This is a genomic window from Allokutzneria albata (genome assembly GCF_900103775.1).
GTDB classification, from domain to species: Bacteria; Actinomycetota; Actinomycetes; order Mycobacteriales; family Pseudonocardiaceae; genus Allokutzneria; species Allokutzneria albata.
The window spans coordinates 2,579,833-2,606,140 of sequence record NZ_LT629701.1 but is presented as its reverse complement, the minus strand read 5'-3'; the positions used below and the strand labels follow the sequence as shown (position 1 = coordinate 2,606,140).

General features: G+C 69.5%; 5 protein-coding genes (1 of these 5 cut by a window edge). All 5 read left to right on the top strand.

Annotated elements, in window-relative coordinates:
* Positions 1 to 53: 53 nt before the first annotated feature.
* Positions 54 to 1,775 carry an ABC transporter ATP-binding protein gene (locus BLT28_RS11660; protein WP_322788490.1) on the top strand — a complete coding sequence of 574 codons (1,722 nt, stop codon included), beginning with the start codon at positions 54 to 56 and terminating at the stop codon, positions 1,773 to 1,775.
* Positions 1,747 to 3,063: a glycosyltransferase gene (locus tag BLT28_RS11655; RefSeq protein ID WP_030432489.1), complete on the top strand. Its 1,317-nt coding sequence runs from the start codon at positions 1,747 to 1,749 to the stop codon at positions 3,061 to 3,063. Before BLT28_RS11660 ends, BLT28_RS11655 begins: the two co-directional genes overlap by 29 nt.
* Complete coding sequence (locus tag BLT28_RS11650) at positions 3,060 to 4,298, top strand: glycosyltransferase (protein ID WP_030432490.1); 1,239 nt, start codon at positions 3,060 to 3,062, stop codon at positions 4,296 to 4,298. Before BLT28_RS11655 ends, BLT28_RS11650 begins: the two co-directional genes overlap by 4 nt.
* 2 nt (positions 4,299 to 4,300) lie before the next feature.
* Complete coding sequence (locus tag BLT28_RS11645; protein WP_052407966.1) at positions 4,301 to 5,464, top strand: cytochrome P450; 1,164 nt, start codon at positions 4,301 to 4,303, stop codon at positions 5,462 to 5,464.
* A gap of 87 nt (positions 5,465 to 5,551) precedes the next feature.
* Positions 5,552 to 26,308, top strand: the 5' portion of a protein-coding gene (locus BLT28_RS11640) for a non-ribosomal peptide synthetase (protein WP_083383719.1). Its footprint extends 10,023 nt past the window's final position; 20,757 of the gene's 30,780 nt are visible here — the first part of the coding sequence; it begins with the start codon at positions 5,552 to 5,554; its stop codon lies beyond the right edge, outside the window.

Here is a 26,308-nt window from a genome sequence, read left to right as displayed (position 1 = left end):
CTTCCCGGCTTCGGTTGCTGCTGTCGTTCGCACGGCCGCACGCGAGGACGCTGGTGCTGGGACTGGTGCTGTCGCTGCTGACGACGGCGGCCGGGCTGGCGACGCCGATGGTCACCAAGTGGGTGCTGGACTCGGTCGGTTCCGCTGCGTCACTGGTCCAGCCGATCGCGGTGCTGCTGGGCGTGCTCGTGTTCAGCTCGGCGGTGCGGTATTGGCAGTGGGTCCTGCTCGGTTCCCTCGCTGAGCGCGTCGTGCTGGAAGCGCGGCGCTCGATGATCCGGCGGCTGTTCCGGGTCTCGGTGGGCGGGCTGGCGAAATGGCCGACCGGGGAGCTGGTCACCCGCGTCACCTCGGACACGCTGCTGCTGCGGGAAGCCGCGTCCAGCAGCGTGATCGGGCTGGTCAACGGGACGATCATGCTGGTGGGCACGCTGGTGATGATGGCGGTGCTCGACCTGGTCCTGCTCGCCTCCACGCTGGCGGCGGTGCTGGTGATCATCGTCCTGTTCAGCACGGTGATGCCGGCGATCGCCAAGGCCCAGGAACGCGCCCAGGACTCGATCGGCAGGCTCGGCGGTCTGTTGGAGGGCACCCTCCGCGCGGTGCGCACGGTCAAGGCCAGTCGCGCCGAGGGCAGGCAGGCCGACCGGGTGCTCGCCGACGCCGAGGAGTCGACCGAGCACAGCATTCGCGCGGTGCGCAAGGAGGCCACGGCCTCGGGCATCTCCAACTCCGGGTTGCAGTTCGCGATCATCCTGGTGCTCGGGGTCGGCGGCTGGCGGGTGAACCTCGGGCTGCTGGAGACCTCCAGCCTGATCGCCTTCCTGCTCTACGCCTTCCAGCTGGTCGACCCGCTGACCGAGCTGACCCACAACATCAGCACCCTGCAGTCCGGCGTGGTCGCGGCCTCGCGCATCCGGGAGCTGGACGCGCTGGAGGTCGAGGAGTCCGTCGAGCGCAGGACCGAGACCGGGGCGGAGTCCACAGTGGACCTGAGCCGTCCCATCCTGGCGCTGCGCGGGGTGACCGCGGCCTACGGTCCCGGGCTGGAGCCGGTGCTCAGCGGGATCGACATCGACATCCCCCGCTACGGGCACACGGCCGTCGTCGGTCCCTCCGGTGCGGGCAAGAGCACGCTGTTCGCGCTGGTGCTGCGGTTCCTGGAGCCCCGGTCCGGACTGATCCTGCTCGACGGGAGGCCGTACTCGGGCTACAGCCACGACGAGATCCGCCGCCGCCTCGCCTACGTGGAACAGGAAACCCCGGTGGTTCCCGGCACGATCAGGGACAACCTGCTGTTCACCCATCCCGACGCGAGCGAGGCCGAGATCCACCGGGCGCTGCGCCGGGTGCGGCTGGAGGACGTGATCGACGCGCTGCCGCATGGGCTGGACACGCCGCTGTCCTCCTCGTCGGTCTCCGGTGGGCAGCGGCAGCGGATCGCGTTGGCGCGGGCGATCCTGCGGCCGTCGGACGTGCTGTTGCTGGACGAGGCCACAGCGCAGGTCGACGGGCTGACCGAGTCCGCGATCCACGACTTCATCACCCGGCGCGCCCGGCACGGCGCCGTGGTGACCATCGCCCATCGACTGTCCACGGTGGTCGATGCGGACACGATTCTCTTGCTGGAGAACGGAAAGGTGCGTGCGAGGGGCACGCACGTGCAGCTGCTGCGCACCGACGCGCTCTACGCGGAGCTGGTGAAGGCGTTGCACATCCCCGCCGACTTCGAGGAAGGAGCCCACCGTGCGCGTGTTGGTGCAAAGCTACGGTAGTCGCGGTGACGTCGAGCCCTACCTCGCGCTCTCCTGCGCCCTGAACGCCGCCGGGCACGAGGCGGTGCTGTGCGCGCCGGAGAAGTTCGGCTCGTGGATCTCCGGGCTGGGCGTCGAGTTCGCCCCGAGCACCAACGCGCAGACGGACATGCTCGCGCACCCGCTCATCCGCGAGATCATCGAGGACAACGGCAAGGTCAAGGGCTCCCGCGCGGATCGGCAGCGCAAACGCCGCGGTCTCAAGGAGATCAAGGCGCAGCTGCTCGACGAGGTCCTGCCGACGATGATGAACGACGTCAAGAACGCCGCCGACGACCGCGTGGATCTGGTGGTCTACCGGGACCTCCACGCGCACTACGTGGCCGAGTGGCTCGGCGTGCCCGCGGTGCTCACGTCCCTGGAAGCCGACGTCGTCCCGTCGCGGTACTACCCGAGCGGGCTCGTTCCGGCCGGGATGAAGCTGCCGAAGCCACTGAACCTCTTGTCGCACAAGATCTCCGATGTTCTCGTGCGGTCCAGTGTGGTCACCAGGAGGACGTCGCGGTGGCGCGCGGCGGAGCTGGGCCTGCCGAGCAGGCGCGGTCAGTCGAACATGCTCGCCGCTCCCGGTGGCGGGCCGGTCACCGTGCTGAACGCGTTGAGCGCGCACCTTGCTCCGCCCGCGCCGGACTGGCCGAAATGGGTGCACACCACGGGTTTCTGGGAGCTGCCCACAGACCCGGCGTGGACGCCGCCGCGTGAGCTGGAGCGCTTCCTCGCCGAGGGGGAGCCGCCGGTCTTCGTCGGCTTCGGCAGCATCGCGGGCGCGGACCCGCGCGAGAAGGGTCGCATCGTGCGAGCCGCGATCGCCGCGGCGGGCGTCCGCGCTGTGGTCGTCGAGGGCGACGGAGGCGTGGTCATCGACGAGCCGGACCACAACATCCTCGTCCTGCAATCGGTTCCCTACGGCTGGTTGCTGCCGCGGGTGCGGGCTGCGGTGCACGCCGGAGGCACCGGCACCACGCACGCCGTCACAGCGGCGGGGATTCCTCAGCTGGTGGTGCCGTTCTACAACGAGCAAGGGGAGTGGGGACGGCAGCTGTCCGCCCTGGGGGCCGCGCCGGAGCCCGTCCGCCAGCGCGACCTGACCGTGGACCGGCTGACCGCGGCGCTCCGGAAGATCGCCCAGGACGAGCGGATCGCCTCCACCGCAAGGGAACTGGGGGAGCGGGTGCGCGCGGAGGACGGCACCGGTACCGCCGTGGCCCTGCTGGAGCGGGTCCACCACCGGACGAAGGAGGCCGTGTGAAGATCGTGATCGCCGCGGTCGGTTCGACCGGGGACGTCGCGCCCTACACCGGGCTGGCCGCCCACCTGATCGACCAGGGACACGACGTCGCCATCGCCACGCAGGAGCTGTTCGCGGACATGGTGCGCGGCTGCGGCGCGGAGTTCCGGCTCATCCCCGGTGACATCCAGGCCGCGATGGCCTCCGAGGACGGCGAGGAACTGCAGCGCGGCGGCGGTGGGCTGCGCGGGATGCTCGCCAACCTGCGCCTGGCGCGCACGCTCGTCGAGGTGGTCGGCGAAGGGATGATCACCGCGACCGAGGACGCCGATGTGCTGCTGCTCAACCGCGGCACCATGTTCCACGGCTACCTGCTGGCCAAGGCCAGAGGCATCCGCGGTTACAGCCTCGAACTGTTCCCGATGCTGCCCACCACCGAGTTCTCCCTCGGCGAGCCGACGAACAGCTTGGTGGCCAAGGCTTTCCACTGGCTCGTCGACCAGGTGGTCTCGCGGGTGCGCACCCCGGTCGACTCGGCGCTGCGGGACTTCCAGAAGCGGATCGGCCTGAAGCCCTCGGGGCTGGCGCCGGTCTACGACGCCGCCGTGGCCGACCTGAGCTGGCCGGTGCTGCACGGCTACAGCCCGACCCTGCTGCCGCGGCCGCACGACTGGCGGGAGAACTCCGACGTCGTCGGCTACTGGTGGCCGCACCGCTCGCCGGACTGGCAGCCGCCCGCCGATCTGGTCGACTTCCTCGACGCGGGGCCCGCGCCGGTCTTCGTCGGCTTCGGCAGCATGAGCCCGGGCAAGGGGGAACCGCTGTCGGAGCTGGTGCTCGAAGCCTTGCCGCCGGGCACGCGCGCGGTGTTCCAGACGGGGTGGGCCGGGCTGTCCGCGCACGGGGATGACGTGCTCACGGTGGACCACGTGCCGCACGACTGGCTCTTCCCGCGCATGGCCGCGGTCGTGCACCACGGCGGCGCGGGCACCACCGGGGCCGGGCTGCGCGCGGGCGTGCCCACCGTCTCGGTTCCGGTGCTCGGCGACCAGCCGTTCTGGTCGCGGCGCCTGGAAAAGATCGGCACGAGTCCGGGATGGATTCCTGCAGCCGAATTGACCACGGCCGGTCTCGGAAAACTCGTCCGGCGCGCCGTGGCGGAGCCGTACTATCGAAAGAAAGCGAAGCAGATCGCGGAGAGCGTGAATTCCGAAGACGCCTTCGGACATGTGGCCAAGGCATTGGAGAACGGGTAGCCATGGACATCCGCGAGGACAATTCGCTTGCCGTCGCCGCCGCGACGGACGTGTTCGCCGCGCTGCACGAGCCCGGTGTGCGGGCCGACCCGTACCCGCTGCTGGCCTCGCTGCGCGAACGCTCGCCGTACCCGATGGCCGACGGCAGGACCGTGCTCGTGGGCCGCTACGCCGACGCCGAGACGATCCTGCGCGACGGCACGCTCACCCCGTTCCAGGGCCTGGACGCGGTGGACCACCAGCGGCTGCGGCGCCTGGTCGGCAAGGCGTTCACGCCGCGGGCGATCGCGGTGCTGGCGCCGAGGATCACCGAGATCATCGACGGCGTGCTCACCGCGGCCGAGGAACGCGGGACCCTCGACGTGGCCGAGGACCTCGCCTACCCGCTGCCGGTGACGATCATCAGCGAGTGGCTGGGCGTCCCGACCGCCGACAGCGCGCTGCTTCGGCACTGGTCCAGCCTGCTGACCAGGACCTTCGACTTCGACGTCACGGCGGGGGAGCGCGGGCGGATCGAGCGGGCGAGCGCGGAGTTCGACGACTACTTCCGCGAGCTGATCGAGCACCGGCGGCGGCAGCCCGGCGAGGACCTGCTGTCCCGGCTGGTCCAGGTCGAGGAGCAGGGTGAGGCGCTGTCCTCGCGGGAGCTGCTGTCCACGGTGGGCACGCTGCTGGTGGCCGGGCACGAGACCACGACGAACCTGATCTCCAACGGCGTGCTGGCGCTGCTGCGCAACCCCGGCGAGTTCGCCCGGCTGCGCGCCGACCCGAGGCTGAGCGCGGCCGTGGTGGAGGAGACCCTGCGCTACGACCCGCCGGTGCAGCTGGTCTGGCGGATCACGGCGGAGCCCACGGTCGTCGGCGAGGTGCCGGTGGGCGCGGGCGAATGGGTGCTGGTGCTGGTCGGGGCGGCGAACCGGGACCCGGAGCGCTACGCCGACCCGGACACCTTCCGGCTGGACCGGGGCAAGCCGGACCACCTGGGCTTCTCGCTCGGGCCGCACTACTGCCTCGGCGCCAGCCTGGCCCGGCTGGAGGGCAGCCTGGTCTTCGACGCCGTCGCCAGGCGGCTCGGGGACGCGGAACTGGACCCGGACTCGCTGCGCTACCGGCGGCACGTGACGTTCCGGGGCCCGGAAAGGCTCGTGGTCTCGATGCGGCGCTGATCGTTCCAGGGGAGATGGGGTAGGCGCTTTTCCGCGCTGGAGTGGAAAGGCTTGTTCGAGCTGCGTTCTTACTGGGGAGAAGGACGAATGCGATCGGTCGAGTTGCCGCTGTCGAATGCGCAGCGCGAAATGTGGCTGCTGCACCACCTGAACGCGGACCGTTCCCTTTTCCGGATCGGCGAGTACCTGCTGATCCACGGAGCGGTCGACCCGGTGCTGTTCGAAGCGGCCATGCGGCGCACCGTCGCTGAGACCGAGGCCCTGCACGTCCGGTTCACCGAGGACGACGGTGTCCTCCGACAGGTCCTCGAACCCTGGGAAGGCTGGGAGTTCCCGGTCGTGGACCTCAGCGCGGAAGCGGACCCGGTGGCCGCGGCCGAGGCGTGGATGTGGGCGGAGCTGTCGCAGCCGAACGACCTCGCCACCGACCGGTTGTTCTCCTACGCCCTGCTCAAGCTCGGGCCCGAGCTGTTCGCCTGGTACCAGAGCGTGCACCACATCGTCATGGACGCCGCCGCCGGTGCACTCGTCGCGCGGCGCGTCGCGGCGGTCTACACCGCGTCGGTGGCCGGGGAGGAGCCGGCGGCGGCGGAGTTCGGTTCGCTGAGCCGGCTCGTCGACCGCGAGCTGGACTACCTCGGCTCGGAGACCGCGGAGAAGGACCGCGAGTACTGGGCGCAGCGGCTGGCCGGACTGTCCGAGGCCACCAGGATCGGTGCCCCGCAACGGGTTCGGGCGGCCGAACGGTTCCTGCGCCGATCGGTGTTCCTCCCCGAGGAGCGGGCGGCCGAGCTGCGAGCGGCGGCGCGGGCTGAGCGGACCCGGCCCGCCGCGCTGCTGGTCGCGACGACCGCCGCCTACGTGCACCGGCTCACCGGCGAGCAGCGCGTGGTGCTCGGGTTCCCCGTCACCGCGCGCACCGACGCGGAGCTGCGCGGCCTGCCGGGCATGGTGTCGAACATGCTGCCGCTCGTGGTCGACGTGCGGCCGGACACGCGTTTGAGCGACCTCGTCCGGCAGGTGTCGCTGGACGTGCGGATGGCCTTGCGGCACCAGCGTTACCGCGGCGCGGACCTGGTGCGCGAGCTGGGCCTGGCCGACACGCTGCGCACGCTGATCGGCCCGAAGATCAACATCATGGCGTTCGACTACGACCTGCGCTTCGGCGGGCACCGGGTCACCACGCACAACCTCGTCGCCGACGTGGTGGACGACCTGTCCGTGTCGATGTACGACCGCTCCGATGGCTCCGGCCTGCGCATCGACATCGACGTCAACCCGGGACTGCACGGGCCTGCGGACCTCGACGCGCACGAGCGGCGGTTCCTGCGCGTGCTGGAGTGCTTCGTCTCCGGCCGTGATCGCACCGTGGGCGACGTCGACCTGCTCGACTCCGTGGAGCGGCAGCGGATGTTGGTGGACTGGAACGCCACCGCTCGGGAGATGCCCGCGTTGACGTTGCCGGAGCGGTTCGAGGCGCAGGTGCTGCGGGTGCCGGACGCCGTCGCCGTGGTCGCCGGTGGTGCCTCGCTGACCTACGCGGAGCTGAACGCCCGGGCCAACCGCGTGGCGCGTTCGCTCATCGCCTCCGGCATCGGGCCGGAGTCGGTCGTCGCCGTGATCATGGATCGCTGCGTCGAGCTTCCCGTTGTGCTGCTGGGCATCCTCAAGGCGGGTGCGGCCTACCTGCCGATCGATCCGGCTTATCCGGAGGAGCGGATCCGGGTGATGGTGGAGGACGCCAAGCCCGCGCTCGTGCTGACCTCGGAGCCCTCCTGCGCTGACCTGTCCTCGGCCGATGTCGTCGACGGGGAGAGGGTCTCGCGCTTGCGGATGTCGCATCCGGCGTTCGTGGTGTTCACCTCTGGCTCCACGGGACGGCCCAAGGGCGTCGTGATCGAGCACGCTTCGTTGAATGTCTACTTGGGATGGACGCACTCGGCCTACCCCGCCGTCACCGGGCGTTCGCTCGTGCACTCGCCCGTGGCGTTCGACCTGACTGTCACGGGTCTGTTTGCGACCCTGACCGCGGGCGGATGCGTCGAGCTGGCCGCGGACGCGTCGGTGCGGCCGACCTTCGTGAAGGCGACGCCGAGCCACTTGCCACTGTTGTTGGCGTCCGATGAGTCCATGTCGCCGTCCGGGCAGCTCGTGCTCGGTGGTGAGTCGCTGCTCGGTGAGGTGTTGGAGGAGTGGCGCGCTCAGCACCCTGGCGTGACGGTCGTCAACGAGTACGGTCCCACGGAGACGACCGTGGGCTGCATGGAGTTCCGCATCGAGCCTGGTTCTCCCGTGCCGTCGGGTGTGGTCACGATCGGGCACCCGATCTGGAACACGCGGTTGTACGTGTTGGACGCGTGGTTGCGCCCCGTTCCACCCGGGGTCGCTGGAGAGCTTTACATCGCCGGTGATGTCCTGGCACGGGGTTACCGCAATCGACCTTCCCTGACCGCGCAACGGTTTGTGGCCAGCCCGTTCGAGCCCGGCGCGCGGATGTACCGCACCGGGGACGTCGTCCGGTGGGGGCACAACGGGCTGATGGAGTTCGTCGGCCGCACCGACGACCAGGTGAAGCTGCACGGGTTCCGGATCGAGCTGGGCGAGATCGAGCACGCGCTGTCGGAGTGCTCCGGTGTCGCTCAGGGCGTCGTCGTGCTCCGCGAAGACCGTCCGGGTGACAAGCGATTGGTCGCCTACGTGGTCCCGAAGGCCGGTGCGCCCACCGGGATTCGGGAAGCGCTGGCGGAGCGGCTGCCGGAGTACATGGTGCCGTCCGCGGTCGTGGTGGTCGATGAGATCCCGCTGACACCCAACGGGAAGACGGACCGGAAGGCGCTGCCCGCTCCGGTGTACGAGACGTCCTCGCGCACGCCTCGGAACGAGACCGAAACCATCCTGTGTGGACTGTTTGCGGATGTGCTCGGTGTGTCCTCCGTGGGCATCGACGATGGGTTCTTCGACCTCGGTGGGCACTCGTTGCTCGCGACGCGCCTGGTCAGCCGGGCCCGCGCCGCGCTGAACGTCGAGTTGCCGATCCGTGCCCTGTTCGACGCGCCCACGGTCGCCGAACTCGCAGCCGTCGTGCGGGAAGCGAGGGGCGCACGTAAGGCTCTGGCGCCGATGCCGCGTCCCGAGGTCGTTCCGCTGTCCTTCGCGCAGCGACGGCTGTGGTTCCTGCACAAGCTCGAAGGCCCGTCGGCCACCTACAACGTGCCGATCGTGCTGCGGCTCAACGGTGCTCTCGATGAGGACGCCCTCTCCGCGGCGCTGTGCGACGTCGTTCGGCGGCACGAAGCCCTCCGGACCGTCTACCCGGAGATCGACGGTCAGCCCCACCAGGTCGTCATCGACGCCGGTGAGGCCAAGATCGAGTGGACGGTTCACGAGGCGACGGACGGTGCGGTCGAGGCTGCCGCGCGCCAGGGATTCGACCTCGCGAGCCAGCTCCCGATCCGCGCGGCACTGTTCCACGTATCGCCGACCGAATCGGTGCTTCTCCTGCTGCTGCACCACATCGCCGCGGACGGTTGGTCCATGCGGCCGCTGGCGCGGGACCTGGGGGCGGCCTACTCCGCGCGCGTCGCCGGGGCCACGCCGGACTGGGCCGACCTTCCAGTCCAGTACGCGGACTACGCTTTGTGGCAGCGCGGACTCCCGATCGACGAGCAGGTCACCTACTGGAAGTCCGCTTTGGCGGGACTGCCGGAGCGGGTCGAACTGCCGGTCGATCACCCTTACCCGGCCGTGGCGTCCTACGAAGGCGCGCGGGTGGAGTTCGAGTGGGACGCGGACCTGCACGGGGCCATCACCGCGCTCGCCAAGCGGACTGGCGCCAGCGTGTTCATGGTCGTGCAAGCCGCGTTGGCCGTCGCGCTCGGCAAGCTCGGCGGCGGTACGGACATCCCGCTCGGCACCGTGATCGCCGGGCGCACCGACGATGCTCTGGATGACCTCGTCGGGTTCTTCGTGAACACGTTGGTGCTGCGAACGGATCTGTCCGGAAACCCGTCCTTTGTGGATCTGGTGCGGCGGGTGCGCGATGCGGACCTGGAGGCGTTCGCCCACCAGGACGTGCCGTTCGAGCACTTGGTGGAGGAGCTGAACCCGGTTCGGTCCATGGCCCACCAGCCCCTGTTCCAGGTGATGCTGAACCTGGAGAACCTGGACGCGCCCGAGCTGGACATGCCCGGCCTGAGCGTCGAAGCCGGCGCGGGACAGGTCGACGTCGCCAAGTTCGACCTGTCGTTCACCCTCGCCGAGCGTGGCACGGGGATCGCGGGCAGCGTCGAGTACCGCACCGACCTGTTCAACCGCGACACCGCCGAGTCGATCGCGCATCGCGTGGAATTGCTGCTGCGGCGTGCACTTGCGGCCCCTGAGACCTCCATCGCGGCACTGGACCTGCTCGACGATGCCGAGCGCGTCCAGCTGGTCACGCCACCCGGCCCCGCCTCGGCGACGGCGACCCTGCCGGAGCTGTTCGCGCTACAGGTCACGCGGACTCCCGATGCCATCGCGCTGACCAGCGGATACGAGAAGATCACCTATCGCGAGCTGAACACGCGCGCCAACCGCCTCGCGCATCTGCTCGCCGCGCGGGGAGCAGGCCCGGGGCGCGTCGTCGCCCTCGCACTGCCGCGCTCCGCGGATCTGGTCGTTGCGCTGATCGCCGTGCTCAAGACCGGCGCCGCCTACCTGCCGCTCGACGTCGACCACCCGTCGGAGCGGATGGCGCTGATCCTTCGCGACACCCCGCCCGACGTGGTGCTCGCGACCGCTGAGACCGCCGTGCTCGTGCCCGAGCAAAGCTTTGTGCTGCTGGATGACGGGCGGCTCGACCAGCCCGAGACCGATCTCGTCGTCACGAGGTCGCCGGGTGACGCGGCGTACCTGATCTACACCTCCGGCTCGACCGGCACCCCGAAGGCCGTCGTGGTGGAGCACCGCAACGTGGTCCGCCTCTTCGAGGCAACCGGTTCGTGGTTCCGGCCCACCGCTGACGACGTGTGGACGCTGTTCCACTCCGCGGCGTTCGACTTCTCCGTGTGGGAGATCTGGGGCGCGCTGCTGCACGGCGGCCGCCTCGTCGTCGTTCCACAGTGGATCGTGCAGTCGCCGGAGGACTTCCTGCGGTTGCTGGTCGCCGAGCAGGTCACCGTGCTGAGCCAGACCCCGTCGGCCTTCTCCGGGCTGATGCGAGCGGACGAGGAGAACCCGCTGCTGGGCGCGGAGCTGGCGCTGCGGCTGGTGGTCTTCGGTGGCGAGGCGCTGGAGCTGACCCGCTTGGCCGACTGGTTCAACCGGCACGACGACACCGCGCCCGTGCTGGTCAACATGTACGGGATCACCGAGACCACCGTGCACGTCACGGAACGGGTGATCACCCGGCGCGACACGCTCACCGGCGCGAGCGGCGGCATCGGTACTGCCCTGGCCGACCTCACCACCTTGGTGCTCGACCCGTGGCTGCGGCCCGTTCCGCCCGGCGTCCCTGGCGAGCTGTACGTCACCGGTGCCGGGCTCGCGCGGGGTTACCGGGGGCGCCCCGGCCTGACGGCGCAACGGTTCGTCGCCAACCCCTTCCAGCCGGGCACGCGCATGTACCGCACGGGCGATCTCGTGCGTTGGACTCGCGATGGGCGGTTGGACTACCTCGGCCGCACCGATGACCAGGTGCAGCTGCGCGGCTTCCGCATCGAGCTGGGCGAGGTCGAGGCCGCGGTGGCCACCGTTCCCGGAGTCCGCCGGTCGGTCGTGGTGGTCCGCGAAGACCGCCCCGGTGACCAGAGGCTCGTCGGCTATGTGGTGGGCGCGGTGACCCCGGCTGAGGTCAGGGCCGATCTCGCGCAGCGCCTCCCGGACTACATGGTCCCGTCCGCAGTCGTGTGCGTTGAAGAGATCCCCCTGACCCTCAATGGGAAGGTTGACCGCAGGGCGCTGCCCGCCCCGGTCACCGAGGTCTCCTCCAGCGCTCCCCGCACGCGCGTCGAGACCGTCCTGTGCGGGCTGTTCGCCGATGTGCTCGGTGTGGAGCCGGTCGGTGTCGACGACGGGTTCTTCGCGCTGGGCGGCCATTCCCTGCTGGCCACGACCTTGGTCAGCCGCATCCGCGGCGCGCTCGACGTGGAGCTGCCGATCCGCGCCCTGTTCGACGCGCCGACCGTCGCCGACCTCGCTCGTGAGGTGGAGTCCGCCCAGGGAGGCCGGGCTCCGGTGGTGGCCAGGCAGCGGCCGGACGCCTTGCCGCTGTCGTTCGCCCAGCAGCGGTTGTGGTTCCTGCACCAGCTGGAGGGGTCGTCGGCGACCTACAACGTGCCGATCGTGCTGCGCCTGACCGGTGATCTCGACACCGAGGCTCTGCGTTTGGCATTGCAGGACGTCGTGCAGCGGCACGAATCGTTGCGAACGGTCTTCCCGGACGTCGACGGGCAGGCCGTGCAGCAGGTCCTTCCGGATGTCGAGTTCGAGCTGCCGGCGGCTGCTGCCTCCGATACGACCGCGCGCCCGTTCGACCTCACCTCCGAGCTGCCGATCCGCGCTTCTCTGACGCGTTCCGGTGACCAGCACGTGCTTGCCCTGGTGCTGCACCACATCGCCGCTGATGGCTGGTCGCTGCGTCCGCTCGCACGCGATCTGAGCATCGCTTATGCCGCACGGCTTGCCGGCAGTGCTCCGGGTTGGGCGGCGCTGCCGGTGCAGTACGCGGACTACGCGTTGTGGCAGCGGGACTTGCTGGATTCGGTGCTGCCGGAGCAGTTGGCGTACTGGCGATCCACTTTGGATGGTCTTCCGGAGCGGATCGATCTTCCGGTCGACCGGCCCTACCCCGCCGTGGCTTCCTACGAGGGTGCGCAGCTGCGGCTCGACTGGGATGAGGACCTGCACGCTCGCCTGACCGACTTCGCGCGGGAGCTCGGGGTGAGCGTGTTCATGGTGCTGCACGCGGCCGTCGCGGTCTTGCTCAGCCGTCACGGCGCGGGCACCGACATCGCGTTCGGTACCCCGGTCGCGGGGCGCACCGACAGCGCGCTCGACGACCTTGTCGGGTTCTTCGTGAACACGTTGGTGCTGCGCACTGACCTGTCCGGAGATCCGTCCTTCGTGGACCTGGTGCGGCGGGTTCGCGACGTCGACCTTGAGGCGTACGCGCACCAGGATGTGCCGTTCGAGTACCTGGTCGACGAGCTGAAACCGACTCGGTCCATGGCCCACCAGCCGTTGTTCCAGGTCATGCTGGCGCTGCGCAACACGGCCGCACCTGAGCTGGACCTGCCCGGGATCACCGCCGAAGTCCTTCCCGACCCTGCGGACGTGGCGAAGTTCGACCTGTCGTTCCTGTTCGCAGAGAACCCGGACGGCCTCACCACGACCGTCGAGTACCGCACGGACCTGTTCGACCACGCCACCGTGGCCGCGATCGCTGAGCGGTTGGAGGTCCTGCTGCGCACGGCGCTCGCCGAACCCACCGCGCCGATCAGTTCGATCGAGCTGCTGAGCGGTGAAGAGCGCGGCCGGCTGCTGGTCGAGTGGAACGCCACCGCGGTCGAGGTCGCCGAGCTGACCCTGGCCGAGCTGTTCGAGCAGCAGGCCGCGCGCACGCCTGACGCAGTCGCGCTGGCGGATGCCGATCGGCAGGTCACCTACGCCGAACTGGACGCTTGGGCTAACCGCCTCGCACACGCATTGATCACTCGCGGTGTCCGGCCGGAGTCCGTCGTCGGCGTCCACTTGGGACGTTCGGTGGGGCTGGTCGTCGCGATGCTGGCCATCGCCAAGGCGGGTGGTGTGTACCTGCCGCTCGACCCGAGCTACCCCGAGCAGCGCCGCCAGTTCATGATCGAGGACGCCAAGCCCGTCCTGGTCATCGGCGCGGAAGACCTCCTGGCCGAGGATGCGTCAGCTCCGCGCGTGGCGGTCTCGCCGCACGGTGCTGCCTACGTCATCTACACCTCTGGTTCTACCGGGCGCCCCAAGGGTGTGTTGGTCACCCACGCGGGAATCTCCAGACTCGTCACGACCATGCGCACTCACTTGCGGGTCGGTGAGGGCAGCCGCGTCCTCCAGTTCGCCTCGGCCAGCTTCGACACCGCCATGTGGGAGATCTTCATGGCCGTTCTGACCGGAGCGACCTTGGACGTCGTTCCGGACGAGCACCGGCTCGGCGCACCGCTGGCGGAGTTCCTGACCTCGCGAGGCATCACGCACGCGACGCTGCCACCCGCCGCGCTCGCCGCGCTGGACCCCGCCGATGCGCCCGTCGATCTGACGTTGGTCGTCGCAGGTGAGGCCGCGCCCGCTGAGCTGATCCGCACGTGGTCGCAGGACCGCGTGATGTTCAACTCCTACGGGCCGACCGAGACCACGGTGGACATCACGCTGTGGCGCTGCACTCCGGATGTTGGGGCGGTCGTCCCGATCGGTACTCCGGTGGAGAACACGTCCGTCTACGTGCTCGATTCCACGCTGCGCCCGGTGCCCGTCGGCGTGACGGGAGAGCTGTACGCGTCCGGCTCCGGCCTGGCGCGCGGGTATCTCGATCGTCCTGGCCTGACCGCGACGCGTTTCGTCGCATCTCCGTTCGGCGGGCGTATGTACCGGACCGGCGACCTGGTCCGGTGGACCCGTTCCGGTGAGCTGGAGTTCGTCGGCCGCGCCGATGACCAGGTGAAACTCCGCGGTTTCCGTATCGAGCTCGGCGAGGTCGAGGCCGAACTCCTCCGGCTTCCCGACATCTCCCGTGCGGTCGTGGTGCTCCGCGAGAACCGCCTCGTCGCCTACGTGGTCGGCGCTGCCGATCCGGCCAGGGTGAGGGCGTTCCTGAGCGAGCGGTTGCCGGAGTTCATGGTGCCGTCGGCCGTGGTCGTGCTCGACGAGATTCCCGTGACGCCGAACGGGAAGACTGATCGGGAAGCGCTCCCCGCCCCGGTATTCGAGACGGCCACGCGGGTGCCTCGGACGGCGGTCGAGAAAGTCCTGTGCGGGTTGTTCGCGGAGGTGCTGGGGCTCGTCGAGGTCGGGGTCGACGACGGGTTCTTCGACCTGGGCGGTGACTCGATCTCGTCGATCCAGCTCGTCAGCCGGGCTCGGGCGGCCGGAGTCACCGTGTCGGCGCGAGACGTCTTCGTGCACAAGACCGTTGCGGCGCTCGCCGCGGTTGCCGAGTCCGCTGTGGACGTAGTCACCGATGACGGGGCCGGAGAGATCTCCTCGACGCCGGCCGTGGAGTGGCTGCTGGCCACGGGCACTGACGAGCAGGTGCGGACCTTCTCGCAAGAGGTTGTGCTGCGCCTGCCGTCCGATGTGGACAGTGACTCGCTGACGCGCGCCCTGGCCGCGGTCGTGGAGCGGCACGACGTCCTTCGGATGCGCATGGACAACGGACTGCGGGTGGAGGCTGGGCCCGGCACAGTGCACCTGCGCCAGGCGACCACCGATCTGCGGACCGAGGCCGCCGCCGCGCGGGACCGGCTCGATCCGGCCGCGGGCGTGATGTGGCAGGCCGTGTGGTTCGAGGACGCCGAGCAGCTGTTGTGGGTGATCCACCACCTGGCAGTAGACGGCGTCTCGTGGCGAATCCTGTTGCAGGACCTGAAGGCTGCGTGGGAGGGCGTACCGCTGCCGCCGGTCGGCACTTCGGTGCGCCGATGGGCATGCCTCCTGGCTGAGGAGGCGGTCCGGCCCTCGCGAGCAGCTGAACTGGAGACGTGGAAACGGCTGTTGGGCGAGACCACGGGGCGCCCTTGGGGGACAGGGCCGAACTCCGGCTCGCTCCGCATGGTCCTGCCGGTCGCGGACACCGAACCGCTGCTGGCCGAGGTGCCCGGACGGTTCCACGCCAACGTCCAGGACGTGCTCCTGACCGGCCTCGCGTTGGCGTTCGGCGACGCTGTACTTGTCGATGTGGAAAGCCACGGTCGGCACGAGGACGTCCTGCCCGGCACCGACCTGTCGCGTACGGTCGGCTGGTTCACCTCCGTCCACCCCGTTCGCATCGCCGCGCGTGACGCCTCGGACGTGAAGCGGGTCAAGGAAACCCTGCGCGCGGTCCCGGACCACGGCCTCGGCTACGGGCTGCTGCGCTACCTCAACGCCGAGACCGCGAGCGAGCTGAGCACGTCGGCCGACGTCGGGTTCAACTACCTCGGCCGGATCGGTGCGGAGCACGGAGCCTGGCAGCCGGTCGTCGTCGACACCGAGGCCCCCGCTGTCACCGACCACGCGATCGACCTGATCACGGTCACCGAGCACACCCCGGACGGCCCGCGCTTGATAGCGGACTGGTCGTGGCGGGCGATCGCCCTGTCCCAGGATGAGATGAGCGTCCTCGCCGAGGCGTGGTTCGCCGCGCTCCGGCGCATCACCGCCGAAGGCCGGGGCGGACTCACCCCCTCGGACGTGGCGTTGGCCGGTGTTTCCCAGGAGCAGCTTGAGCGCATCGAGGCTGTCCGTCCGCGTGTGGCGGACGTGCTGCCGGTGTCGCCCTTGCAGGAAGGGCTGCTGTTCCACGCGCTCTACGACGACACGGCCTCCTACGTCGTGCAGACCGTTCTGCGGCTCAAGGGAACGCTGGACATTGACCGTCTGCGCCGCTCGATGGATGAGCTGGTGCGGCGCTATCCCAACCTCGGCGGGGCCTTCTGGACCGAGGGCGTCGACCACCCGGTCCAGGTGCTCACTGACGACGTCGCCGTGCCGTGGGAGTTCCCGGGAGCGGACGTCGACGGCTACCTGGAACGGGATCGGCACCGCCGGTTCGACCCGGGCCAGGCGCCTCTGCTGCGCTGCGCGGTCGCCCAGGTGGGCGAGGACGAGCACGTGTTCGTCGTGACCAACCACCACATCCTGCTGGACGGTTGGTCGATGCCCGTGGTCCTGGCCGACCTGTTCGCGATCTACCAGGGCGAGGACCTTCCACCGGCCACGCCTTACCGCGACTTCCTGGAGTGGTTGGCCGGTCAGGATCGCGCGACGACAGAAGAGGTGTGGCGCGCCGAGCTGTCCGACATGGACGGACCGACGCTGGTCGGGGAGACGCCGGCGGAGCGCGTCGACACGACCGTGGACCTGTCCGTGGAGCTGACCGAAGCGCTCACGGCGTGGGCACGGCGGCAGGGCGTCACGCTGAACAGCGTTTTCCAAGCGGCGTGGTCGGTTCTGCTCAGCGGCATCACCGGCCGTGACGACGTGGTGTTCGGCACGACCGTCTCCGGCAGGCCGCCGCAGCTTGACGGCGTGGAAACCATGGTCGGGCTGTTCATCAACACCGTGCCGGTCCGAGTGCGGTTGGCCCCTCGGACGACGCTCGCGGAGCTGGTCGACCAGGTGCAGGACGGTCAGGCGCGCCTGCTGGGACACCAGCACCTCGGGCTCTCCGACCTGCACCGCATCGCCGGGCAGACCGAGTTGTTCGACTCCGTGGTGGTGTTCGAGAACTACCCGCTCGACCCGGCGGCGCGGGAGCGCGCGTCCACTGGCGCGCTCCGCGTGGTCGACGCCTACGGGGCTGACGCGCCGCACTACCCGCTCGCCCTGACCGTCGTGCCAGGCGACCGGCTGCACCTGCGTCTGCAGCACCGCACCGAGGTCGCGACCGACCTGCTCGACCGACTGCACCGCCTGCTTCAGACGATGATCACCGAGCCGGCCCGCGCTTTGTCCGAAGTGGACATCCTGGGTTCGTCGGAGCGCACGCGGATGGTCGAGCAGTGGAACGACACCGCGGTCGAGATGCCTGCCATGACGCTGCCTGCCCTGTTCGAGGCGCAGGCCGCCCGCGTGCCGGATTCCCTTGCGGTGGTCGCCGCCGGTGCCTCGCTGACCTACGCGGAGCTGAACGCGCGGGCGAACGGCGTGGCGCGCAAGCTGATCGCTGACGGCATCGGCCCGGAGTCCGTGGTCGCGGTTGTCATGGATCGCTCGGTCGAACTCGTCGTGGTGCTGCTCGGCATCCTCAAGGCCGGCGCGGCCTACCTGCCGATCGACCCGGCCTACCCGGCGGAACGCATCCGCCTGATGGTCGAGGACGCCAAGCCCGCGCTCGTGCTGACCGAGGAGCCCGCGACGACGGGCTTGTCCGAAGGGAACGTCGTGTCCGCGCTGAGGATGGAGAACCCGGCGTTCGTCGTGTTCACCTCCGGCTCCACGGGGCGGCCCAAGGGCGTCGTGGTCGAACACGCCTCGTTGAACGCGTACCTGACGTGGACGCGTTCCGCGTACACCGCGGTCGGCGGCCGGTCGCTCGTGCACTCGCCGGTGTCGTTCGACCTCACGGTGACCGGGTTGTTCTCGACGCTGACCTCCGGTGGATGCGTTGAGCTGGCTGAGCATGCGACCGAGCGGCCGACGTTCGTGAAGGCGACGCCGAGCCACCTGCCGCTGTTGCTGGCGTCCGATGAGTCCATGTCGCCGTCCGGGCAGCTCGTGCTCGGAGGTGAGTCACTGCTCGGCGAGATCCTGGACGAGTGGCGTGCCCGCCACCCCGGCGTGACGGTGATCAACGAGTACGGCCCGACCGAGAGCACGGTGGGCTGCATGGAGTTCCGCATCGAGCCCGGCGCCCCGGTGCCGCCCGGTGTGGTGACCATCGGGCACCCGATCTGGAACACGCGGCTGTACGTGCTGGACGGATGGCTGCGCCCGGTTCCGCCCGGTGTGGCCGGTGAGCTGTACATCGCGGGCGACGTGCTCGCGCGGGGCTATCGCAATCGTCCCGACCTGACCGCGCAACGGTTTGTGGCCAACCCGTTCGAGCCCGGCGCGCGGATGTACCGCACCGGGGACGTTGTCCGGTGGCGCCACGACGGGCTGATGGAGTTCGTCGGCCGCACCGACGACCAGGTCAAGGTGCGCGGGTTCCGCATCGAGCTGGGCGAGGTCGAGGCCACCCTCGCCGCGAGCCCCGGCGTCGACCACGCCGCTGCCGTTGTGCGAGAGGACAGGCCGGGCGACAAGCGGCTGGTCGGCTACGTCGCGGGCACCGCGGACGTGGCCGAGGTGAAGGCGTTCGCCGCCGAGCGGCTGCCGGAGTACATGGTCCCGTCGGCCTTCGTGCGGATGGACGAGATCCCGTTGACCCCCAACGGGAAGACCGACCGAAAGGCGCTGCCTGCCCCGGTTTTCGAGGTGTCCTCCAGTGCTCCCCGCACTCGTACCGAGACCGTCCTGTGTGGGCTGTTCGCGGACGTCCTCGGTGTGGCTTCGGTCGGTGTCGACGACAACTTCTTCGACCTCGGCGGCCATTCGCTGCTGGCGACGCGGTTGGTCAGCCGGGTCCGGTCGGAGCTGGACGTGGAGCTGCCGATCCGGGTGCTGTTCGACGCGCCGACGGTGGCGGACCTCGCCCGCGACGTCGAGTCCGCCAAGGGCGGCCGGGCTTCGGTGGTCGCACGGCCGCGTCCGGATGTGGTGCCGCTGTCGTTCGCGCAGCAGCGCTTGTGGTTCCTGGACCGGCTCGAAGGCGCTTCGTCCACCTACCACGTGCCGATCGTGCTCCGGTTGAGCGGCGCTCTCGACGTGGAGGCCCTGAGGCTGGCGTTGAGCGACGTCGTGGCTCGGCACGAGTCGCTGCGCACTCTGTTTCCCGAGGTGGACGGCCGGCCTCGTCAGGACATCGTCACCGATGCGGTCGTTCCGTTGCCGGTCCGCGAGGCCGATGATCTGGAGACCGAGGTGGCGGAGATCATCGAGCGCTCCTTCGACCTCGTGACCGACCTGCCGATCCGTGTCGAGCTGCTGCGCACCGGTGATGACCACGTGCTCGTGGTCGTGCTGCACCACATCGCAGGTGACGGATGGTCCATGCGACCCCTGGCTGAGGACCTGAGTGCTGCTTATGCGGCGCGTCTCGACGGCCGCGAGCCGTCATGGGCGCCGCTGCCGGTGCAGTACGCGGACTACGCGTTGTGGCAGCGGGATCTGCTGGACTCGGTGCTGCCGGAGCAGTTGGCGTTCTGGCGGTCCGCTTTGGACGGGCTGCCGGAGCGGATCGAGCTTCCAGTGGATCGGTCGTACCCGGCTGTTGCCTCCTACGAGGGCTCCACTGTGGAGTTCGGCCTCGATCTGCAGACGAAGCAGTCCATCTCCGCGGTGGCGCGGGAATGCGGCGCGAGCCCCTTCATGGTCTTTCAGGCTGCGCTTGCCGTTGTGCTGAGCCGCCTCGGTGCGGGCACGGACATCGCGTTCGGCACACCCGTGGCGGGGCGCACCGACGACGCGCTGGACGACTTGGTCGGTTTCTTCGTGAACACCGTCGTCCTGCGCACCGATGTCTCCGGCGATCCGTCCTTTGTGGACCTGGTTCGTCGGGTCCGGGACGCGGATCTGGAGGCGTACGCACACCAGGACGTTCCGTTCGAGTACCTGGTGGAGGAGCTGAACCCGGTTCGGTCGCTGGCGCACCAGCCGTTGTTCCAGGTGATGTTGGCTTTCCAGAACAACGCCTCCGCCGAGCTGAACCTGCCCGGCGTCACAGTCGAGGCCGTGGACGGCGCCCCCGGTGGCGCGAAGTTCGACCTGTCCTTCGTGGTGGCCGAGCACGACTCGGGGCTGATCGGGACGGTGGAGTACCGCACCGACCTGTTCGACGCCGAGACCGTCACCGCGATCGCCGGACGCTTGGATCGAGCGCTCAAGGCCCTGCTCGCTGCGCCGACCGCCCCGATCACCGCCGTGGACATCCTCGAAGCCGATGAGCGGCGGCGCGTCCTCGTCGACTGGAACACCACGGTCACCGACGTCGCTCAGGAGAGCTTGGCCGGCCTGTTCGAGGTCCAGGCAGCGTGCACTCCGGACGCGACGGCGTTGATCACCGAAGGCGAGCAGGTCAGCTACGGCGAGCTGAACGCACGGGCAAACCGCCTCGCCCGATGGCTCAGCGCGCGCGGAGTCGGCCAGGAGCGAGTCGTCGCGCTGGAGCTGCCGCGCTCCGTCGAGCTGATCACCGCGATGCTGGCGGTGGGCAAGGCGGGTGGCGCGTACCTGCCGATCGACCCGACGCTTCCGGCCGAGCGGATCGAGTTCATGCTCGCCGACGCGGCGCCGGTCCTCGTTCTGTCGTCCATTCCCGACGTGGACGGGGATGACTCCGACCCGGGGATCGTGGTCGAGCCCGATCACGCGGCTTATGTGATCTACACGTCGGGTTCGACGGGGCGGCCGAAGGGTGTCGTCGTTTCGCATTCCGGTGTGGCAAGTCTTGCGGTGGTGCACTCGTCGCGGTTCGGGTTCGGTGTCGGGGCGCGGGTGTTGCAGTTCGCGTCGCCGAGCTTCGACGTGTCCTTCGGTGACATCGCGGGAGCCCTGTCCTCTGGTGCGGCGTTGGTCTTGGCCGGTCAGCCCGTGGGCGCCGACCTTGCGCGCGCCGCGCAGGACTGGGAGATCACGCACCTGCAGATCGCTCCGTCTGCGCTGGCCACCGTGCCTGCCGAGGAGACGCTGCCGACCGTGTCGACGATCGTGGTCGCGGGTGAGGCGTGTCCGGAGGAGTTGGCGCGGCGGTGGTCGAAGGACCGCGTGTTCATCAACGCGTATGGTCCGACCGAGGCGACTGTCTACGCCACCGCCACTGGGCCGCTGTCCGATGTTGTCACGATCGGTCGGCCCGTGCCGAACACCCGGGCGTACGTGCTGGATGCTGCACTGCGGCCGGTTCCGCCTGGTGTCGCGGGTGAGCTGTACCTCGCAGGAGCTGGGATTGCGCGCGGCTATCTGAGGCGTCCTGGGCTCACGGCGGAGCGGTTCGTCGCTTGCCCGTTCGGTGGCCGGATGTACCGCACTGGCGATCTGGCCCGGTGGAACCGCCACGGTGCCTTGGAGTACCTGGGCCGCACCGATGACCAGGTCAAGCTGCGTGGTTTCCGTATCGAGCTGGGCGAGGTCTCCTCGGTTCTCGCTGCCGCCCCGGGCGTCTCGCAGGCCGCCGCGGTTGTCCGCGAGGACCGGCTCGTCGGGTACGTCGTGGGGGATGCAGACGCGGCGACGTGCTTCGCGGCGCGACGGTTGCCTGAGTACATGGTGCCGTCCGTTGTCGTTGCGCTGCCCGAGATTCCTCTCAACACCAGCGGAAAGCTCGACCGAGCAGCACTGCCCGAGCCTGAGTTCGCTTCTGAGCGGTCTCGTGCACCTCGCAACCACGTCGAAGAGGTCCTTTGCGGACTGTTCGCCGAAGTCCTCGACGTCCCGGTGGTGGGCGTGGACGACGGGTTCTTCGAGTTGGGCGGCCACTCGCTCCTGGCGACGCGTCTGGTCAGCCGCATTCGCGCGGTCCTGGGTGTGGAAGTGGCGATTCGGACGCTCTTCGACGCACCTACGGTCGCGGGTGTGGCGCGGGCGGTCGACGCGGCAAAGGGTGCGCGCACGGCTCTCGTTGCCCGGGCGCGTCCGGACGTGCTGCCCCTGTCCTCAGCGCAGCAGCGCCTGTGGTTCCTGAACCGGCTCGAAGGGCGCTCGGCCGCCTACAACATGCCTCTGGTCCTGCGACTGCGCGGTGTCGTGGACCACGACGCCCTGGCTGCGGCGCTCTCCGACGTGGTGAGCCGTCACGAATCGCTGCGGACGGTGTTCCCCGAGGTAGACGGCCTGCCTCGGCAGGAGATCGTGGATGCTGGTCCCCCGGTGGACCGTGTCGAGATCGACTCCGCCGACCTGACTGATGCCATTCGCGATGCGGCGCAGCGCGGCTTCGACCTCACCACCGAGCTGCCGGTCCGCGCCTCGATCTTCGTCACCGGACCGACCGAGACCGTGCTCCTCCTTCTGCTGCACCACATCGCGGGCGACGGCTGGTCCCTCCGGCCGCTCGCCGAAGATGTGGCGACTGCGTACGAGGCGCGGTGCACGGGGGCTGCCCCCGACTGGACGCCGCTACCGGTGCAGTACTCGGACTACGCGTTGTGGCAGCACGACCTGCTTGATTCGGTGCTGCCGGAGCAATTGGCGTTCTGGCGGTCCACTTTGGACGGGCTGCCGGAGCGGATCGAACTCCCGGTCGACCGCCCGCACCCGCCGGTTGCCTCCTACCGTGGTGGGGCCGTGCACTTCGATTGGGACGCGGAGCTGCACGCGGGCATCGTCGCCCTCGCTCGGAAGTGCGAGGCCAGTGTGTTCATGGTCGTGCACGCAGCACTGGGCGTTCTGCTCAGCCGGCTCGGCTCGGGTACGGACATCGCGATCGGCACGCCCGTCGCGGGGCGGACCGACGAAGCCCTGGACGACCTGATCGGGTTCTTCGTCAACACGCTGGTGCTGCGGACCGACCTCACCGGAACACCGTCCTTTGTGGACCTGGTGCGGCGGGTCCGGGCCACGGACCTCGAGGCGTACGCGAACCAGGACGTGCCGTTCGAGCACCTGGTGGAGGAGCTGAACCCGGCGCGGTCGCTGGCGCACCACCCGCTGTTCCAGGTCATGCTCGCCCTGCAGAACGCGCCGGCGCCCGAGGCCCGGCTGCACGACATCGAGGTCACGTCCGAGTCGGTCCCCACCGACGCCGCGCAGGTCGACCTGCTGTTCTCCCTGTCGGAGCGGTACGAGGGCGCCGCTCCGACAGGAATCACCGGACGGCTCGAATACGCCACCGACGTGTTCGACGAAGCCACGGTCACCGCACTGCTGGACCGGTGGCAGAGCTTGTTCCGCACGCTTGTCGCGCGGCCGGACACTCACATCGACCAGGTCGACGTGCTGGCTCCCGCCGAGCGGCAGCGGGTCCTTGTCGAGTGGAACGACACCGCCGCGGATGTGCCCGCGGCGAGCTTGGCGACTCTCTTCGAAGCACAGACCGCCCGCACCCCGGACGCGGTCGCGCTGCTGACGGACGAGGGCGAGATCAGCTACGGCGAGCTGAACTCCTTCGCGAACCGCCTCGCCCGGTGGATGAGGACGCAGGGTGTCGGGTCTGAGCGCGTCGTCGCGCTGATCATGCGTCGATCGCCGCTGCTCATCGCCGCGATGGTGGCGGTGGGCAAGGCGGGTGGCGCGTACCTGCCGATCGACCCCACGCTTCCGTCCGAGCGCATCGAGTACATGCTCGCGGACGCGAACCCGGTGCTGGCGCTGTCCTCGATCCCGGACCTGGGCGAGGACGACACCGACCTGGGCATCACGGTTGCACCTGGTCACGCGGCTTATGTGATCTACACGTCGGGTTCGACGGGGCGGCCGAAGGGTGTCGTCGTTTCGCATTCCGGTGTGGCAAGTCTTGCGGTGCTGCACTCGTCGCGGCTCGGGTTCGGTGCCGGAGCGCGGGTGTTGCAGTTCGCGTCGCCGAGCTTCGACGTGTCCTTCGGTGACATCGTCGGTGCACTCGCGTCCGGCGCGGCTCTCGTGCTCGTTGACCAGCCGCTCGGCGCCGATCTGGCTCGGGCGGCCCGGGACTGGGAGATCACGCACCTGCAGATCGCTCCGTCTGCGCTGGCCAGCGTGCCCGCGGATGAGTCGATGCCGACCGTCTCCACGATCGTCGTCGCTGGTGAGGCGTGCCCGGAGGAGTTGGCGCGGCGGTGGTCGAAGGACCGCGTGTTCATCAACGCCTACGGACCGACCGAGGCGACCGTCTACGCCACCGCCACTGGGCCGCTGTCCGATGTGGTCACGATTGGGCAGCCTGTGCCGAACACCCGGGCGTACGTGCTGGATGCTGCATTGCGGCCGGTTCCGCCTGGTGTCGCGGGTGAGCTGTACCTCGCGGGAGCCGGGATCGCTCGCGGTTATCTGGGACGTCCCGGCTTGACTGCTGAGCGGTTCGTGGCCTGTCCCTTCGGTGGCCGGATGTACCGCACTGGCGATCTGGCCCGGTGGAACCGCCACGGTGCCTTGGAGTACCTGGGCCGCACTGACGACCAGGTCAAGCTGCGTGGGTTCCGCATCGAGCTGGGCGAGGTGTCGTCTGTCCTCGCTGCCGCGCCGGGTGTTTCCCAGGCGGCCGTGATCGTGCGCGATGACCGGCTCGTCGGGTACGTGGTGGGCGATGCGGATGCGGCGAGGTCCTTCGCGGCGCGACGGTTGCCTGAGTACATGGTGCCGTCCGTCGTCGTTGCGCTGGCTGAGATTCCGCTCAACAACAGTGGAAAGCTCGACCGGGCGGCTCTGCCGGCGCCGGTGTTCGAATCGTCGAGTCGTGCGCCCGGGAACCACGTCGAGACTGTCCTGTGTGGACTGTTCGGCGACGTGCTCGGGGTGGCCGATGTCGGCATCGACGACGACTTCTTCGAGCTGGGCGGGCATTCGCTGCTGGCGACGCGTCTGGTCAGCCGGGTTCGCGCGGTGCTGGGCGTGGAGGTGGCGATCCGGACCCTGTTCGACGCGCCAACCGTCGCGGGGGTGGCCCGTGCGGTGGAGTCCGCTCAGCGGGGCCGCGGTGCCGTCGTCGCGCGCCCCCGCCCGGAGATCCTGCCGTTGTCGTTCGCGCAACAGCGGTTGTGGTTCCTGTACAAGCTCGAAGGGCCGTCGGCGACCTACAACGTGCCGATCGCGCTGCGCCTGACGGGGCAGCTCGACCACGACGCCCTGCGTGCCGCACTGCAAGACGTCGTGCAGCGCCACGAATCGCTGCGAACGGTGTTCCCCGAAGTCGAGGGGAACCCCAGCCAGCGAGTGCTCGACGACGTCGTGGTGGAGCTGCCGATCATTTCTGTCGACAGCCCTGACGTGCACGTGGCTGATGAGTTCCGCCACGAGTTCGACCTCGCCGACGAACTGCCCATTCGCGTGTCGCTGCTGCGCGTGAGCGACACAGAACACGTCCTCGTGCTCGTCCTGCACCACATCGCGGGCGATGGCTGGTCGCTGCGGCCGCTCGCCGAGGACATCGCGACCGCGTACACCGCGCGTCGCGGCGGAAGCGCGCCGGCGTGGCAGCCGTTGCCGGTGCAGTACGCGGACTACACCTTGTGGCAGCGAGACCTGCTGGACTCCGTGCTTCCCGAGCAGCTGGCCTACTGGCGTTCCGCTCTGGACGGCCTCCCGGAACGCATCGAGCTGCCTGTGGACCGGCCGTACCCGGCCGTGGCTTCCTACGATGGAGCCGAAGTCCGGTTCGACTGGGATGCCGACCTGCACGCGGGGATCGTCGCACTGGCACGGGAGACCGGCGCGAGCACGTTCATGGTTGTGCAGGCGGCCTTTGCCGCTGTGCTCAGCCGCCTCGGCGCGGGCGAGGACATCGCCCTTGGCACGCCCATCGCGGGACGCACCGACGACGCGGTGAACGATCTCGTCGGGTTCTTCGTGAACACACTGGTCCTGCGTACGGATCTGTCCGGAAATCCGTCCTTTGTGGACTTGGTGCGTCGGGTTCGTGATGCGGATCTGGAGGCGTTCGCGCACCAGGACGTTCCGTTCGAGTACCTGGTGGAGGAGCTGAACCCGGTTCGGTCGCTGGCGCACCAGCCGCTGTTCCAGGTGATGCTCGCCCTCCAGAACAACGCCGCGGCCGATCTGGACCTACCGGACGTGACCGTCGAGACCGTGGACGGGCCTGCGGGCGGGGCCAAGTTCGACCTGTCGCTGGTGCTGGCGGAGAACGGCCCCGGCATGACCGGCACGTTGGAGTACCGGAGCGACCTGTTCGACCAGGTCACCATGGCCTCGATCGTTGGCCGACTGGAAACCGTGCTTCGTGCGGCGCTCGCCGACTCTCGTGTGCGCGTGGCTGACCTGGACCTGCTTGAGCCCGCCGAGCGGCAGCAGTTGGCCGAGTGGAACTCCACGCGGGTCGACTTCCCTGGTGCGACGCTGCCGGAGCTGTTCGAGGCTCAGGCCGCTGCGACGCCGGATGCCATCGCGGTGGTGTGTGGGGATGAGAGCGTCACGTTCGCGGAGCTGAACGCCCGTGCGAACCACTTTGCT